Source organism: Desulfosediminicola flagellatus, assembly GCF_005116655.2.
GTDB classification, from domain to species: domain Bacteria; phylum Desulfobacterota; class Desulfobulbia; order Desulfobulbales; family Desulfocapsaceae; genus Desulfopila; species Desulfopila flagellata.
Map to the genome: position 1 here is coordinate 6,347,515 of NZ_CP050698.1, position 16,879 is coordinate 6,364,393.

A 16,879-nucleotide genomic window follows, 5' to 3' on the forward strand; every position below is an offset into this window, starting at 1 on the left:
TGAAGGTAATGAAGTTTGGAGCAATAAGAGAGTCTGTATTATGTGTGGAATAGGCGGCTACCAGTTACGACCATCAACAGACGAACAGTGTGGTGAATTGCTTGGTATCGTGCGGGAAATGCTCAATCATCGCGGGCCGGACGCCAATGGCAGCTGGCAGAGTGAGGATAAGCAAACCGGCCTTGCCCATACCCGTCTTGCCATCGTTGATCTGAGTTCTGCCGCAGCACAGCCGATGTGTTCTGTTGACGGTCTATTGGCAGTGACGTTCAATGGTGAAATTTATAACTGGCGTGAATTGCGTAAAGAGTTACTCCAGTCAGGCGCTATCTTTCAAACTCAATCTGATACTGAAGTTCTGTTGCATGGGTATATTCATTGGGGGCGTGAACTCTTACAGCGGCTGCGGGGAATGTACGCTTTTGCTCTCTTTGATTTTAAACAAAGTATTCTTTTCTGTGCCCGAGATAAAATCGGGAAGAAACCGTTTATCTATAGCCTGAGTGAACAAGGTTTTTTCTTTTCTTCTGAGATTCCCCCACTTCTGACTATGGCGGATACGGTTGGGATTGATACATCCATCGATCAGACCGGCCTTGCCAATATGTTGTTGCATAATATCCGTCATATTCCTGAACCGTTAACAGGAATTAAAGGGATTAAGAAACTACGACCGGGTCATGCCCTCATTGTGAAGAATGGGGTTATTCAAGAGCATTGGCGGCACTGGAGACCGGAGCAGAGAAAGAGTACGACAGCCGGAGAATTGCTTGGGCTACTCGAAGATGCAGTTGCTGTCCGGTCAATGGCGGATGTACCTGTGGGAGCCCTGCTTTCAGGTGGAGTAGACAGCACTGCCATTGTTGCTCTTATGCAAAAGACTGTTGGGCAACCGGTAAATACCTATGCCTTTGGCGTAAATCCAGCAGATGAAGATTTGCGCCGTGCCCGCTTCGCCGCTAAACATCTCGGAACCACTCATGAAGAATTCTACTTTAATCCGGACTGCCAGTTTGAGATTTTTAAAAGCATGCTGGTAACCTATGGCGAACCGTTCATGCTTTTGCCTCTGATTCATGCGTATCAACTTTCCGAAGCGATACATGCTGATGGAATTAAAGTGGTGTTAAACGGTAATGGCGCTGATGAACTATTTTATGGATACACCGGTCATCTGAGAACCGCACGGGTGAGTCACGTGTTAAATCGAATTGGTTGGCTGCGCCATGTTCTACCAGAGAATAGACATCCTGTTCTATCGGTGCTGGGAGCGAAGCCGGGTATGCGCAAGGCAACCATGTATCAAAGAAAGGCGGAAAGCTGCTGGCCGAGAGTCATGCAGGACGATGTTGTAAATACGCTCGAGCATGCGGCAAGTACAGAGATGGCAGCCTGGGGGGAATTGCTGCCTCATCATGATTTTATTGATGAGTCCAATTATGTCAGCCTGCTTGTCGAAAACACTCACTCATTAACGCTTGCCTCAGATCTTCCGGCAATGATGGCCTCTGTTGAGATGCGTTCACCATTTCTTGATCAGGAGGTTATCGCTGCGGCAATGGGAATACATTTTACCGACAAGGTGCACGGTCCGGCTGATGGCAGCGGTCTTAAAAAGATTTTGCGAACTGCTGTAAGCGGGCTCGTTCCTCCAGAATTACTCAATGCCCCTAAGCGTGGCTTTGGGATGGGGGTTCAGGAAAAAGATGTGCTGCTTGGACCATGGTGGAGCCATGCAAATGAATTGTTTCATGAGTATCCCGAAATGGGAATGTTTGATTCTGCAAAGATTCAAGATATGTGGACGAGTGCTTTGCTGAAGAAGACAGGGCAGTGGGATCTTTTAGCAAAATTGTTTGGCATAGGCCTTTGGGCTAGAGGAATGCAATATCAATGAGTGATGCTGGTATTCTAAAACTTACGACGAATCTTCAACGGATAACTACCCCGTTTGATGTGATAGGAGATATGGCGGAGGGTAAAACTGTACTCAATGTCGGTGCGGTCGGCGGGATTGAAGGATATTTGCCGGATTCAAAGGAGGTATGGCTTCATCATAGACTCTGTAAAGCTGGAAGAGAAGTGGTCGGTATTGATATAGATACTGACTCAATCAACTATGCAGCCAGGTACGGTTACATAATTGAGCCGATAAACTGTGAAACGATGAAGATAGACACCCGGTTTGATCTGATCGTTATGTCTGATGTGATTGAGCATGTGAATGCACCTGTACTGGCAATCGAAAACCTTCTCTCGCATTTAACGCCGGCTGGTCATCTGATTATCACTACACCAAATGGAACGGCCGGGAATGTTGCACTCAGAAGTTTATTTAGAAGACGGGTGCATGTATTTAATGACCATGTGGCGATTTACTATCCGGAGCATTTTCAGGTTATCTGCAACAGATTGAAGTGCTGCCTGGAAGCAATCTATATGTTTGATCATATCGATAAAAGATGCCTGGAAACCAGAGTGAAGTCGTATCTGTTCAAGGTGTTGACAGGTATATCTCCCAGGTTGGCAAGTTCAATGATGGTAATCATCGCAAAAACATGAAAATTTCAGAGAATACACGTGATGTATGGAAAGTATGGTTCAGTCATACACGTTCCCGTTGTCATCTACATTTTAATCTTGAAGGAGGGACGATATCTTCGCATATCACAATGTGTACTGAAGCTGCAAAGAGAAAGATGCAGCAATTGGTGGAAGATTTTCCTCAGTCATTTCGACCCAAGACTATTCTAGAGATAGGTGCTTCTGTTGGCTTTAACTCCCTTGCTCTGTCAGACCTGTATCCCGATGCGGTTGTATACAGTGTTGAGCCGGATAATGAAGCAGTGTTGGTAGCGGGTGCGATGGCTTCGGACGCGTCAGCAAAATATCAACCCGTGACTGGTGCCGGGGAGTTTTTACCCTTTGGAGACGGCTACTTTGATCTTGTTATTTGTCATACAGTGATTGAGCACGTGAGTGATGTGGAACGGGTTGTCAGTGAAATGGCGAGAGTGCTATCACCTGATGGGTATATCCATCTGGAGGCACCTAACTATTTGTGGCCCTACGAACCTCATCTGGATGTCTGGTGCCTGCCGTTTCTGGGAAAAGCTGCGGTTAGATTTGCGGCGAGAGTGCAGGGGAAGAAAACGGAGTGTTGGTATTTGGAACATCTACAATTTGTCACTCCGTTTCAACTGACCGCATTTTTTAAACAGCAGGGATTGAGCTGGGAAAACCGGTTTAAGAAAAAACTGGCCGATACGATAGCTGGTACAGCTGAGATTCGAAAATACACGTTTTTCTCCAAGTTAATGTACCTTCTCGGGAAAGTTGGATTGGCACAGGCGGCGGGGGCTGTAGTGGTTGGCCTTGGGCTTTACCCAAGTGTACTTTATACCTTGTACAGGTCTGAACAAGGGGCAGAATGACAGGGAGCAACACCACGTGCTGATATCCATTTTTTCACGATTAACTGCACTGAAAACCTCAAGTCCGGGCTATCTCTCTGCGCTCATAAGCGGGTATCTGCTTATGGGAGCGTATATGGTTGTGCAGTTCGGCTTGACACCGCTCTATCTAAAATATCTGGGAGAGCAGCAGTTTGGTCTTCTGATGATGTTGTTGAGCTTCATCAATTTTGTTGCTGTGGGTATTACCTGGATGTCAGGCGGATTGGTTAGAAAGATCGGTGAATGCTGGGTAAAAACAGATCTTGATGGTTTTCGAGATGCAATTGTTGTTGGGAAATATGTGTATACTCTCTATGCCTCACTGGTGGTCGTGGCGGGTAGTACAGTGTTCCTCACAGCCACCTCTGTGGGAGGTAATGGTGAATCTTTTGTATATACAGTTCTTCCTGCCTGTTTTTATCTGGTTCTGAATTACGAGGCATTACCGGAACGACAAGCTTTTTTCGGAACAAACAATCAGGCAACAGGAAATTGTTTTGAACTGACCAGGGTTATTGTTTTTGCATGTCTGACGTTGTGGTTACTGCCACGTGTGCAAAATATGAGTGCAGTTTGGTATGGATTGATAGGGAGCGTGATGGTCCAGCGACTATTAACCGGCCTTTACTGGCAAAGTCATGTTGGTGGAACTGGTTGGCGGAGATTTTCACAGGAAATGAAGCCGGTGTTCAGGCGATTGGCAGGTAAGCAGGGAGCCGGCTACGTAACATATGGTGCACTTCTGCTTCTTCTTCAGGCTGATACTCTACTTGTCGGATTTGTGGGAGGTGCTGAAATGGCAGGAAAGTTCGTATTGCTTTGGAAAGTCCCTGAAGCAATTGGCTTATTGCTGTGGAAAATACCATCATCTATTGAGCCTCGTGTGATTTCACTTGATGCCTCGGGAGAGCACTCAAAACTACAAGGCATATACATTACTGGCAGGCGCTGGTTTCTGACTCTTACGGTTTTGGTTTCGCTGAGTTATATGGTGGGGGGCCACTGGTTGGCAGAACTTTGGGTAGGCGAATTTGCCCCTGATGCAGGTTGGATGTATATCGCAGGCGGGTTGGCATTATTTTTTAACACATTTGCCAGATGGCCGATTTCGTTTTCCTATGCAATGATCAGGCTGCCGGAACTGATACGTGTTGCCGGGATAGAAGTAATCGGGAAAGTGATATTCATCGGTATACTTTTTCCTTTTATAGATATTGCAGCACCAATAGTGGCTTCGGTGATTATGCATGTGGGGTATGTCGGGTGGAAGTATCAGAACATGCTTGTATTTGAAGAGGTGGAAAAATGAAAACAGTATCTATCCACCTTGGACACAATGCGACCGTGGCCTTATTTGAAGATGGAAGGGTTATGGCTGTTCTGAGCCAGGAACGTTGCGATAATATCAAAAACTCCGCGGCGTTTCCCGCTGAAGCTCTTTACGCTATTCTTTCTGAGATAGGCTGGACGGTGGAAGATCTTGATAACGTATGTATTTGCGGAAAGCAGATATACCCTACTAAGGTTTACGACTATCTATTTTCTCAGGAAAATACGATGGTAAACAGAAACTGGCTTGTGAGTTTTGCAAAAAACATGAGGGATAGTTGGATTGGTCGCACTATCCCTTACCCTTTTGACTGGATGCATGCTTTTAATTCCAAAAGATTGAGAGGTGAAGGTGGGAAAGAGTTGAGTGTAAATTTGCAGCGTGTTGGATTGAGTAACAAGCCGATTGTATATGTAGATCATCACGAATGCCATGCGCGTAGCGCCTATCATGCATTAGAAACATCTGAGAAACAGCAGCAGGCGCTTATCTTTACCATGGATGGTTCTGGAGATGATCTGTGTGCAACTGTGACTATTGCTGATGGAAATGGTCGCTGGGAAAGAATTGCTGTAACACCACCCCATGCTTCATTGGGGGGAATTTATTCGAATACCACGAGATTCTTAGGTATGAAGATTCTGGAGCATGAATACAAAGTCATGGGGTTGGCTCCGTATGCAAAAGAGCAGTACATGCTCTCGACCTATGAGCGTGTTTTTAAGCCAGTGATCCGGTTGAGTGATAAGAATTCGCTCACTTTTGAGTCAACAGTTAATGCTTCTACGTTCTATGATTATCTGTGTAAACATGGTGTAGGGGAACGGTTTGATAATCTTTCAGCCGCCTTGCAGTATTTGACTGAAACATTGGTAACACAATGGATAGCAAACGGGATAAAGCAAACAGGTATCAGCCGTGTATTTACTGGCGGTGGTGTATTCATGAACGTGAAGTTGAACCGGAAAATCCAGGAGATGAAAGAAGTTGAACAGGTCTTTTTCATGCCATCCTGCGGAGATGAGTCAAATCCCATCGGGGCCGGATATCATCAGGCAGTACAGAGTGGTGTTAAACCTGAAGCACTCGATCATCTCTATCTTGGATTGAGCTACTTAAATAGTGAAATTGAGGAATTTTTAGTTCGGAATGACTGTTACCGAAAATTTACGATAAGCCAGCATGATGATATCGAAGAGGTTATTGCTGGGCTTCTATCAAAACGAGAAATAGTTGCCAGGTTTGCAGGACGTTGCGAATGGGGTGCCAGGTCTCTTGGGAACAGGGCAATACTTGCGCACCCCAGCCATATGGAGAGTTTTTACACTGTAAATGATTATATAAAGTCACGGGATTTTTGGATGCCGTTTGCGCCATCTATTCTCGATTCTGCGGCATCTAGATATCTGAAAGGGTATGATCCGCAAAGAAGCAAGGCACCTCATATGATAACGGCATTTGCAGCAACAGAACTGGGAGTAGACCATCTGCGTGCCGCTTTGCATCAGGGGGATCATACCTTGCGACCTCAGGTTGTTGAAGAGGTTGTAAATAGCAGTTATTACAAACTGATCAGTATGTTCGAAGAGAAAACAGGGGTTGGCGCAGTCCTTAATACCAGCCTGAACCTCCACGGTTATCCATTGGCAGCAACGCCGGAACAGGCATTGTCAACCTTTGAAAATTCAGGTCTCATGCATATTGCACTGGGATCGTTTCTTATGTCCAAAAAATAAATAGTTATGGAATTATTGTGATTTTATTATGCGTTTGAAATTAATACTTAAAGTCGTTGTCGGACTTGTGTTGGCACTGGGTGTTGTGGAAGCGGGTTTGCGATATGTGGGATACCCGGCATGTTATCCAGGGCTTTTTACTTTCGATAAAGAGCTGGGATATCGATATGCTCCCGGTAACCGGAGATTTTTTACCGGGAATGATCGCTATTCTGTCTTCATAGATCGTTACGGTATACTTGATCATGTTGGACGGGGACAGGCGGATGTGCTCATCCTGGGGGATGGTTTTGTCGCCGGTCTGGAGCTTCCTGCAGCAGAAAGGCTTGCCACCAGAGTGTATAATAGTTCGAAATTAAAAACCTTAAACCTTTCAGTTCCTGGATATGGAACTGTTCAGCAGTGGCTGGCCATGAGGCGATGGATTACTGAGAACGGCCCACCTGACCACGTATTTATCGTCTATAATTTTGCTAACGATTATTTCGATAATGTACCTGCATGGGAAAGTGCACGTATTCCCGGTGTACAGGCAGATGGAAGTAATTTCTCTCTGGTGCCTCCGATTCAGCCTTCCGCCGCAGGACAGATAGCGCGGAAAATATATTGGAATAGCCGCATATGTAGTGTGTTGGCGCATGCAAGTAAACGTTTTTTTCCTGTTAATTCGGCAATGCCAGAGCAGCAGAAACTGCTTTATTCTACCAAAATGTCCGATGATAGCAGCCGTGGTAATGAGGCAACCAGATTTGCAGTGGATAAAATTAAAACACTTCGCGATCAGCATGGTTTTACACTCACCTGGATCGGTTGGCGTGATTACGGGCTGGAATTGCAGGGAGGATTATCCCAAGAGGAGGGGCTGATTGCTGAACAGAATATCGAAGAGATACTTGGGGAGGAAAGGTTCTGGAAACAAATAATTAAGGCATCCCCGAAATCCGCCGAAGAAGTACATAGCTGGGAAGAAAAATGGCTTCACCCTGGAACCAGGCATGCAAGTAGTGCGACAATTGAGCGGATAGCAGCACGCATTGCTGTCGGAATTGAGTATGAGCTAACATCGTCTGAATTGATAAGAAACGCAGATTAGAGGACATAAACAAATATCGGAGCGTGATTTGTGGTTAACTTTATCCTTTGTATAATCTGTAGCTTTGCCTGGTTATTACTGGCAGGCTTTGCTGGTCGGATTAAAAAGGATTATCTGCACCCTGCGGTTGTATTTTCCTGCCTGTTTGCGATCTCGTATCCGCTAAAGCTCCTTATGTCGTTTTACGGGTTTCATGTCCTCGATAGCATGTCTGTAGATTCCTCGGTGATAATGGCGTCGATTGCTATCTCAAATTTAGCAGGTCTGTTGTTTGTTGCGCCGTTACTCGCTCAAAAGGGAATTCAGATATCAGATACAGCGTTCAGGCTTGATGGATTTTCATTGTATGTAACTCTGTTTCTGGCAGTTGTATTTCTTATTAGCAGGCATGGTGGGATGGATGCCCTAAAGGCGATTTTTTCAACTAATGAACTGATCGCACGAATTGCGGAAAGAGGGCATGAACGAACAGGCAGTGGATTAAATGCCTTACTTGGAGAGGTCAGCACGTTTCTGCTCATAGTCTTTGCATTAAAGCTAACGAAACGCACTATGGTGGAGAATATAATTCCGTTTGTCCTCTTGATCGGAATTTCCTGGTTGGCCCTGATGCTTTCAGGATCGAAGTACAAAGCGCTGTTTCTACCGGTGGTTGTGGTTATGGCCTTTTATTATAAATGGCGAATGAAGGGATTGGAGTTACTCTCTTTTCATAGGCTTATTATAGGCATGGCGGTATTGCTGGTTTTGATAGGTGTTACCGGTTATATCCGCGGTCATGGTGCCTGGGTGGGAGAGAGTGATCATCCGCCTGTTTTACAGATGATCCATCAGTTAAGTAATTCATTTGATGCACCTGACAATCTTATTGTCCTTCTTGATAGAGTCGAAAATTGGACTGTTGGAGAGATGGGCTCTGTCATGCTGCGCGATTACCTGATTATGCCCTTTGTTCCACGAGCCATCTGGCCTGATAAACCGCTGATTTATGGCAATCAATTAGTCATGATGCATTATTTTCCTGAGCGGTTTCTTGATCATACCGGAGAAGCGATAAGTCCAAGTTTTCCCGGTGAGATGATTCTGACCGGTGGCATATTCTATATGATTGTGTGCTCTTTTACTCTGGGGGCCTGCCTGGCCTGGATATACCGAAAAGCTCAAACTCGTGGCGGGTTGTTTTTTGTGGCCTATGTCTGGTGTCTGTTAAATATGTTTAATTTTCTGCGAAGTGGTATCGGCGTGGTCGGTGCGTTTATCCTTTTTATTAGTGTGGTTTTTGCGGCTCAGGCTGTTGTAAATATAATCTCTTTTACAACAAGTAGCTTAAGGCTGTCGAGAAATCCACAATGATATATTTTTATCCTCATAGATATTTACGTGACAGGCAGCTTGATACAATTCGTCAGTGGCCGCAAAGAGATGTGCTGAACCCCATAATAACCAATCGCATGGGTGGTCAGGTTGATGCAGAGAGTGCGGGGGGAGTAAAAAAGATTCGTTCATGGAAAAAGCTCCTTCCACTTCTCAATGTGAAATTGAGACCAAAAGGGCTTCCTGCAGGGGCTGTGGTTTATGTATGGGGTGGACTGGTTAGTACAGGGAAATTTATTGTCGATCTTGATACTCCCTGGGCTATGGTTGGGTACAACCTTCGTGCCATGCCCTTGTATCGTAGAGTCATCAGGTATCTTCTGCTTTCTGAGAGATGCCTGGGGATACGCTGTATGAGCATGTCCTGCCGGGAAAGTCTGGGGCAGCTTTTCGGTGAGAAGGTCTATCGGAAGGCTGAATTGCACTATCCGAAAATTCCTCAGTTTGTAACGAAAAACGTGAATAACACTTTGAAACTATGTCGGTTTCTATTTGTCGGAACCCAGTTTGAGATTAAGGGTGGTATCTCCCTGTTAAAAGCATTTCAACGAGTATATGCGAGACGGAAAGGAGAATGTCAGCTTGACGTGGTTACCCACCTACCCGCAAAACTAGAACCAGCTGTGAAGAAGTGTAATGGTATTAATCTCTATGCGGCAGAGTTTACCAGAGGGGAAATATATTCACGATTTATGAAAAAGGCTGATGTTCTTATTTTGCCAACCTTTGTTGAGTCCTTTGGTATGGTGGCATTGGAGGCACTTGCACATGGCTTGGCCATTATAGCCACGGATGTCTATGCTCTTGGTGAGATGGTGGAAAATGGTAAGAATGGCTGCCTCCTGAAACCTCCAATATCAATTTGGGATGGTGTTATGCCATCGAAAACGTACTACAATCTTTCGTCTATTAAAAACGAGCTCTCACGGACAGATGCACGGTATTTTGAATCGGAGCTTGAAGTAGAAATAGAGCGATTTATTGATGAGCCTGAGTGGAGAAATCGCGCTAAACAGGCAAGCGTAGATTTAATGAGGCAACGATTCTCATGTTGATTTCATTCGTCATACCTGCCTGGAACGCCTCCACAACAATTAGCCGTACTCTGGATTCTATATATTGTGAACAGTGGCCTGAGTCGTTGGAGGTGGAGACTGTAATTGTTGACGATGGGAGTGAAGATTGTTCAGAGCTCAGGCAGTGTCTTTCTGAGTATTCGGGAACGATGCTTGTAGAGCATGGTAAAAATCAGGGAATTTGCGCCGCTCGAAACAGTGGGATATCAGCTTCACAGGGGGAGATTGTCATCATTCTTGATGCTGATGATGAATTAGTTGCCGGGTGGTCAGGGGTGCTTCAAGAGGTTGTCACCGAATGGCCGGGTGACGTGAATGTCTGCTATGCTGTATGTATAAATTCAACAGGCAGGCCGACTGTAACAGATCCTGAGTTTAAAGGATTCCTCACTTTGGATGATATTCTTAATGAGCGTCATTCCGGAGAGTATATCCCGCTATTTCGAGGCGAGTATGTGCGTAATAAATCCTATGTCGATCTGAATATGCGGAAGTCATGCGGAATCGTAAGTTATATCAACTTTGCTATCGATCGACCCTTCTGGGTTTCAAATCATGTATTGAGGATATATCATGACAACAGGAAGGGATCGGTTACTTCAGGATGGTTAAGCCCAGGAAAAGCCGCTGAAACACTCGAATGCTACGAGATACTCTTGCAAAAATATGAAAATCTCTACCGGGAGCATGCACCGGGAGTGTATCAATCAAAACTGCTACGAATGGCTGTTTATCGAAAGATGGCAGGGGTGCCCGGTGCCTGGAAGAAATGGTTTGAAGGCGCATCGCTCAAGGTAGTGAAGGATACGCTTGGAGCAGCACTCGTCTTGATAATGGGACGAAGGTTAGGCGGATCATTTATCTCAGCTGCGAAAAGTAGAGGAGTGATCAGAAGGTACGGTTGAGCAATTTTAAGAGGTCTGGATGGTAACCACTTGCAATCTGCAAAATGGGAAAAGTGAAAAAGTAAACAGCACAGAGTTTTCTTTGCACCAGAGGTTTGATTTTGGCGCGAACTGGTTGAGTTTTCTGAATACTCTCAATGAAGAACGTCTTTCTGAGGCCGTAGTTTCACTACAGGAATTACTCGGAGTTGAGAACCTTGAAGGGAAAAGTTTTCTGGATATCGGTTCCGGGAGCGGTCTGAGCAGCCTTGCTGCGAGAAGGCTGGGAGCCAGTGTCTATTCATTTGACTACGATCCCAAATCTGTTGGTTGTACACAGGAAGTAAAGAATCGCTATTATCCTGACGATACTGATTGGTATGTAGAGCAAGGTTCTGTACTTGATAGAGACTACTTGGCATCTTTGGGTAGCTTTGATGTGGTGTACTCCTGGGGGGTATTGCATCATACTGGAGATATGCTGGAAGGCTTACACAATGTCACTATAGCTTTGTCAGATCAGGGACTGTTATGTGTAGCTATCTACAATGATCAGGAGATTACATCAGGGTTTTGGAAAAGAATAAAGAAAATGTATTGCAGCAGCCGGGTCGGTAAGTTTTTAGTTTCATCTCTTTTTCTGCCGCTGTTTGTGGTTCAGGGGATAGTGATTGGATGTGTGAAGTATAGAAATCCTGTCGGGCATTTTATCCATTATAAAAAAAAGCGCGGAATGTCAGTTTATCACGACTGGATTGACTGGCTGGGTGGGTATCCGTTTGAAGTCGCGAAACCTGAAGAAATAATCCGGTTTTATACAACTCAAGGCTGTGTTCTGGAGAATCTGATCACAACGAACAGGCTCGGCTGCAATCAGTTTGTATTTAGAAAAGTGGTGTGAGTTTTGTTGAAGGCTTTTCGGTTTCTATAGAATTTTTTTTAGACCTGGTGCAAAAAGATGTCTGAACTTTTTATGAAACAATCACAGTTCTATGAGAAGTTCTGGGAGGATGAGAGTCATAGAAATGCCTATTCTCTTGATTCTGCGAAGCGAGAGAAATTCCCCGCGATTTTAAAAGTCTGGGGGAAGCGGCGATTTCCTGTGGAGGTAATGGATTTTGGTTGTGGTAACGGTGTCTTGACTTCCATGCTTAAATCGCATGGTTTTGGAGAACAGATTGTAGGGGTTGATATTAGCACGAGAGCGATTGGGCAGGCCCGGAAGCAGTTTAATGAACCCGGACTGAGGTTTGAACACATCGATTATCTGAACGCGACAAGCAGTAAACACTATGATGTAATGATTGCATCTCATGTTCTTGAGCATATAGAGAATCCGCATGAGACATTTTTGCAGCTCCGTTCCAGGGCCAAATTGTTCGTGCTTGAAGTGCCACTAGAGAGGTGCCTGTGGCAGGATTGTCTGGCTACTTTACGTTCCGGGCCGAGGGCAGCCAATTCTGCCGGTCATGTAAATCACTGGTCTAGGAGAAGCTTCCGGCACTTTATCGATGAGGTTGGCTTGGATGTTGTGGCGGATTATCAGTACGCTTCGGCTCCGTTTTCACCATATACCAGTACTATAAAACGCAGTGTAGAGCGTTGTCTTCTGGCTAGTATCGGTTTGAAACTTTATGGCGTGTGCATGGCCACACATTATGCTGTTCTTGCAAGGAAAAAGTCTACATCGAAATAGGTTTTTTTTATGCGCGTGTTAGTAGTATTTACAACCAGTCAGATCGGAGGCGCAGAGCGAAGCCTGACACGCATGGCATTGAACTCTGATCAGATAACATACGAGCTGGCAACTCTGGGCGGTGAGGGTGTCTGGTGTGACTGGGTCCGGAAAAATGAAGCTGATCCTATAGTGTTCGGCCCCTCTGGTTATGTTGTTACAAAAATGTTTGGCGGCGCTGTTTGGCGCGTAATATCCTATGCCAGATCTCACCATGTCGATGTGATATATGTATGTGGAACACGAGCCTCACTGGCGTTACGGTTTTTACGTGTATTTTTGCCTGGCGTTAAATTGGTGCACGGAGTCCGATGGAATCCTGATTCGGGCAGTCGTCTGGATCGATTTTTCCGGGCCATGGAAAAAAGAACACATGGGCTGGTTGATAGCTGGGTAACGAATTCACAGGCCGCTGCAGATACACTTATTAGACAATGTGGAATTAGTGATAGTAAAGTGACGGTAATCTATAATGGTATCAAGAAAATTCCGCCTGTGTCGATTGCTCATTCAAAAAGACCTTTAGAATTATTGACAGTAGCTAATCTGAACCCAAGGAAAGGGCATCGTCAATATCTACAGGTTATTGGAGAGTTGTATCGATTATTCCCTGAATTGAAGTGTGTTTTTGTCGGTCGTGACGACATGAACGGAGAAATAGAGCGAAAGATCCATTCTGCCGGTCTTGAAAATGTTGTCCAATGTGTTGGATATCAGCAGGATGTTTCAGAGTGGTACCGAAGGGCTCAGGTTTTTGTTTTGCCATCCCTCTATGGCGAGGGGTGTCCTACCTCTATTCTCGAGGCGTTTGCTCACGGTATACCTGTGGTAGCATCAGATATAGATGGTATTTCTGAACTTGTCGATCACGGAGCAAACGGATTGTTGGTCAAACAAGGTGATACTGCAGGCTTTCTGGATGCAATTAAAACACTCTTATGTGACGAAGAACTAGCTGCAGAAATGGGGGTGGAAGGCAGAAGGAAAATTGCTTCCGGTTTTATGGTGAAGCAATGTGCAGAATTGCACCGGGCTCACTTTATGGAGATCGCCTGACAAAGGAGAGTTTACTGGCATGTGTGGGATTGCAGGCTATTTAAGCCCAACCAGAATTGCCTCGCCGGAAATCGTACTGGCTGAAATGGCAGGAACACTCATGCATAGAGGGCCGGATGACTCCGGAATATGGCTTGATGTCTCAAGTGGCATCGGAATAGCGCATAGTCGGCTTGCAGTAATTGACCTCTCTCCGACAGGACACCAGCCCATGGTATCAGTGTCGGGTCGCTACGTGTTTGTATTTAATGGTGAAATATATAATCACCTGGAATTGCGTAAGGAATTAAACGCGTCTTCTGTCGCTCAAAATTGGCGTGGTTCTTCAGATACTGAGACCATTCTCGCAGCAATCGAGACCTGGGGGGTTACGCGGACTCTGGAAAAGAGTCGTGGGATGTTTGCTCTGGCGCTTTGGGATAAAATCGAGAAATGTTTGTTGCTTGCGAGGGATCGTCTTGGCGAAAAGCCCCTATATTTCGGTAGGCAAAATGGCTGTTTTCTTTTTTGTTCAGAGTTGAAGGCGTTGAAAAAACATCCAGCATTTGCTGGTGAAATTAGTCGTGATGCACTTACTCTGTATTTGCAGCATAATTATATACCTACACCATATTCAATATATACTGATATCTGTAAGCTGGCTCCAGGGTCTATGTTGAAGGTACATATTGATTCAATGATGACAGGGCAGGTCTTCAAACCTCAGAAGTACTGGTCGTTTACCGAAACGTTTGATACCGGAAAGCGGGATCGTTTTTCCGGTGGAGACGATGAGGCAATCAATAGGCTGGAACTACTTCTTGGTGAATCTATAGAAACTCAGATGGTGGCCGATGTTCCGCTGGGTGCATTTCTTTCAGGTGGGATCGATTCTTCGATTGTCGTTGCCTTGATGCAGAAACGGTCAGAGAAGCCAATTAAGACGTTTTCCATTGGTTTTGCTGATCATCAATTTGATGAAGCCGGATATGCGAAAGAAGTGTCTCGTATTGTTGGTACAGATCATACCGAACTTTATGTTACTCCACGACATGCAATGGAAGTGATTCCGAATCTGCCATATATCTTTGATGAACCATTTTCAGACCCTTCCCAGATTCCAACCTGCATTCTGTCACAGATGACTCGCCAGCATGTTACCGTTTCTTTATCCGGGGATGGAGGCGATGAGTTGTTTGGCGGCTATGATCGATATCGCTGGGGGCTACAGATTCACCATGTTGCGAGCTTAGTGCCAGATAAGCTTCTGAAATCTCTCGCAATGCTTACAGAAAAAGTGTCTCCCCCTATGCTGAATCGGATTTTTCGTATGATATTTCAGGTAATCCCGAAAAAATATCAGGTGAACAGGCTTGGTGATAGAGTGCATAGGCTGAGCGAAATACTTTTGGCAGAATCACCGGAGATGAGATATTGCAAACTGGTCTCACATTGGAATAAAGCGGAGGATGTTGTAATTGGAGGTAAGAAACCTGCCGCATTATTTGACAACATCTCCTCTGGATTTACTTCTCAGGAGTATACTGAATTCATGATGGTACTGGATTCCGTGACGTATCTGCCGGATGACATTCTGGTAAAAGTGGACAGGGCCGCAATGGCCGCAAGTCTTGAAACACGTATTCCATTTCTCGATCATAAGCTCGTTGAATTTATCTGTAGTCTCCCACTCCACATGAAAATTCGAAAAGGCACCAGCAAGTGGCTGTTGAAACAGGTGCTGTACAGACACATCCCAAAAGAGATGGTAGATCGTCCCAAAATGGGATTTGGCCTGCCCATGGATGCATGGTTGCGAGGTCCGCTCAGGGAATGGGCTGAAGATCTGCTTTCTACTTCACGTTTAGAAAACGATGGCTTTTTCAGGCCCGAGCCGATTCGGCAGAAATGGAAAGAGCATTTGTCGGGAGAGCGTAACTGGCAGTATCATCTTTGGGATATTCTTATGTTCCAGGCGTGGAAGGCAAGGCAATGACGAAACGAATTGCGAAAAGACGACTACTCTATTTTGTCACGGAGGACTGGTTTTTCTGTTCCCACTGGTTGCCACTTGCGGCTGCAGCCCGGGAGGCCGGACATGAAGTTTTTGTAGTCACCCGTGTGCGTGAGCATGGCGAACGCATTCGCAAGGCCGGTTTTCGGTTAATCCCCATGGAAATGTCCAGAAGAGGAATAAACCCTTTTCTGGAGTTGTTGGTTATTCTCAGATTGACCACTGTTTATCGGAAAATCAGGCCGGGAATTGTACATCATATGGGGCAAAAGCCTATGGTTTATGGCTCGATCGCTGCGCGCATGGCCGGTATTCCTGTGGTTGTTAATGCTTTGATGGGGTTGGGCTTTCTATTTATTTCGGAAAATCCCAAGGCGCGTGTTGGAAGATATCTGGTGATGAAACTTTATAAGGCCCTGCTCAATAGGCCGGAGAGTCATGTCATACTCGAAAATCCCGATGATCTTCGACTGTTGATTGATAAGGGGATCCTGAAGACGAATCATTATAGCTTGATCCGTGGGGCAGGTGTTGATATACGAACATTTACAGTGAGATCGGAGTCCGGAAACGTACCGTTGGTTGTTCTGGCATCGCGCCTGCTTTGGGATAAGGGTGTTGGTGAGTTTGTTGGGGCGGCAAGAATATTGAAAAAACAGGGTGTGAACGCTCGCTTTGTTCTGGTAGGTGACAGGGATCCCGAAAACCCTACAGCAGTCAGTCCTGAGCAGTTGGATGAGTGGCAGGCCGAAGGTGTGGTTGAGTGGTGGGGGTATCGTTCTGATATTTCCGAAGTCTTTGGCCAGTCGCATATTGTTTGCCTGCCTTCCTATAGGGAGGGAGTACCCAAAGTCCTTCTGGAAGCAGCGGCCTGCGGGCGACCAATCGTTACATCTGATGCTCCGGGATGTCGTGAAATAGTCAGTAACGGTCAAAACGGTTTTCTCGTGCCATTACGAGATAGTGCTGCTGTAGCGGTTGCTCTGAAAAAGCTTATCGACTTTCCTGATCTTCGGAAAAGTATGGGGCTTAAAGGAAGGGAACGGGTTGAAAACAACTTTACCCATTGCCATATAAATACGGCGACCCTTGGTCTTTATGCTGAATTAACGAATTAATGGTGTGCTGAATAGTTACAAGATAATGA

At 45.4% G+C, this 16,879-nt stretch carries 14 protein-coding genes; all 14 read left to right on the plus strand.

The genetic code is table 11. The features are described from left to right. Nucleotides 1-40: 40 nt before the first annotated feature. From asnB (FCL46_RS26270) to FCL46_RS26335, 14 genes are read left to right on the plus strand one after another with little or no spacing between them, the layout of a single operon-like run. A complete protein-coding gene (asnB, locus tag FCL46_RS26270) occupies nt 41-1,897 on the plus strand; it encodes an asparagine synthase (glutamine-hydrolyzing) (RefSeq protein WP_136808693.1) in 1,857 nt (618 codons plus the stop codon). Further along, nucleotides 1,894-2,562: a class I SAM-dependent methyltransferase gene (locus FCL46_RS26275; protein ID WP_136808692.1), complete on the plus strand. Its 669-nt coding sequence runs from the start codon at nt 1,894-1,896 to the stop codon at nt 2,560-2,562. Before asnB (FCL46_RS26270) ends, FCL46_RS26275 begins: the two co-directional genes overlap by 4 nt. Then, on the plus strand, nt 2,559-3,434 hold the full coding sequence (locus tag FCL46_RS26280; protein WP_167505952.1) for a class I SAM-dependent methyltransferase: 876 nt from the start codon (nt 2,559-2,561) through the stop codon (nt 3,432-3,434). Before FCL46_RS26275 ends, FCL46_RS26280 begins: the two co-directional genes overlap by 4 nt. A 16-nt stretch (nt 3,435-3,450) precedes the next feature. Further along, nucleotides 3,451-4,764 (plus strand): lipopolysaccharide biosynthesis protein, encoded by a 1,314-nt coding sequence (locus FCL46_RS26285; RefSeq protein ID WP_136808690.1) that lies wholly within the window; start codon nt 3,451-3,453, stop codon nt 4,762-4,764. Next, a complete protein-coding gene (locus tag FCL46_RS26290; RefSeq protein WP_136808689.1) occupies nt 4,761-6,521 on the plus strand; it encodes a carbamoyltransferase C-terminal domain-containing protein in 1,761 nt (586 codons plus the stop codon). The genes FCL46_RS26285 and FCL46_RS26290 overlap by 4 nt, the downstream gene beginning before the upstream one ends. A gap of 28 nt (nt 6,522-6,549) precedes the next feature. After that, on the plus strand, nt 6,550-7,614 hold the full coding sequence (locus FCL46_RS26295; protein WP_136808688.1) for a hypothetical protein: 1,065 nt from the start codon (nt 6,550-6,552) through the stop codon (nt 7,612-7,614). Between the two features lie 30 nt (nt 7,615-7,644). Next, a complete protein-coding gene (locus tag FCL46_RS26300) occupies nt 7,645-8,967 on the plus strand; it encodes an O-antigen polymerase (protein ID WP_136808687.1) in 1,323 nt (440 codons plus the stop codon). Further along, nucleotides 8,964-10,043, plus strand: a complete 1,080-nt coding sequence (locus FCL46_RS26305; RefSeq protein ID WP_136808686.1) for a glycosyltransferase family 4 protein — start codon at nt 8,964-8,966, stop codon at nt 10,041-10,043. Before FCL46_RS26300 ends, FCL46_RS26305 begins: the two co-directional genes overlap by 4 nt. After that, nucleotides 10,037-10,969 (plus strand): glycosyltransferase family 2 protein, encoded by a 933-nt coding sequence (locus FCL46_RS26310; RefSeq protein ID WP_136808685.1) that lies wholly within the window; start codon nt 10,037-10,039, stop codon nt 10,967-10,969. The genes FCL46_RS26305 and FCL46_RS26310 overlap by 7 nt, the downstream gene beginning before the upstream one ends. Before the next feature lie 19 nt (nt 10,970-10,988). Further along, nucleotides 10,989-11,849: a class I SAM-dependent methyltransferase gene (locus FCL46_RS26315; RefSeq protein WP_136808684.1), complete on the plus strand. Its 861-nt coding sequence runs from the start codon at nt 10,989-10,991 to the stop codon at nt 11,847-11,849. A 57-nt stretch (nt 11,850-11,906) separates the two neighbouring features. Then, nucleotides 11,907-12,644, plus strand: a complete 738-nt coding sequence (locus FCL46_RS26320) for a class I SAM-dependent methyltransferase (protein WP_136808683.1) — start codon at nt 11,907-11,909, stop codon at nt 12,642-12,644. A 9-nt stretch (nt 12,645-12,653) separates the two neighbouring features. Continuing rightward, the gene (locus FCL46_RS26325; protein WP_136808682.1) at nt 12,654-13,739 is read left to right on the plus strand and encodes a glycosyltransferase family 4 protein; all 1,086 of its coding nucleotides are present in this window, start codon (nt 12,654-12,656) and stop codon (nt 13,737-13,739) included. A gap of 19 nt (nt 13,740-13,758) precedes the next feature. Beyond that, complete coding sequence (asnB, locus tag FCL46_RS26330) at nt 13,759-15,714, plus strand: asparagine synthase (glutamine-hydrolyzing) (protein ID WP_136808681.1); 1,956 nt, start codon at nt 13,759-13,761, stop codon at nt 15,712-15,714. Further along, nucleotides 15,711-16,850 (plus strand): glycosyltransferase family 4 protein, encoded by a 1,140-nt coding sequence (locus FCL46_RS26335; protein WP_217909528.1) that lies wholly within the window; start codon nt 15,711-15,713, stop codon nt 16,848-16,850. Before asnB (FCL46_RS26330) ends, FCL46_RS26335 begins: the two co-directional genes overlap by 4 nt. Nucleotides 16,851-16,879 lie beyond the last annotated feature (29 nt).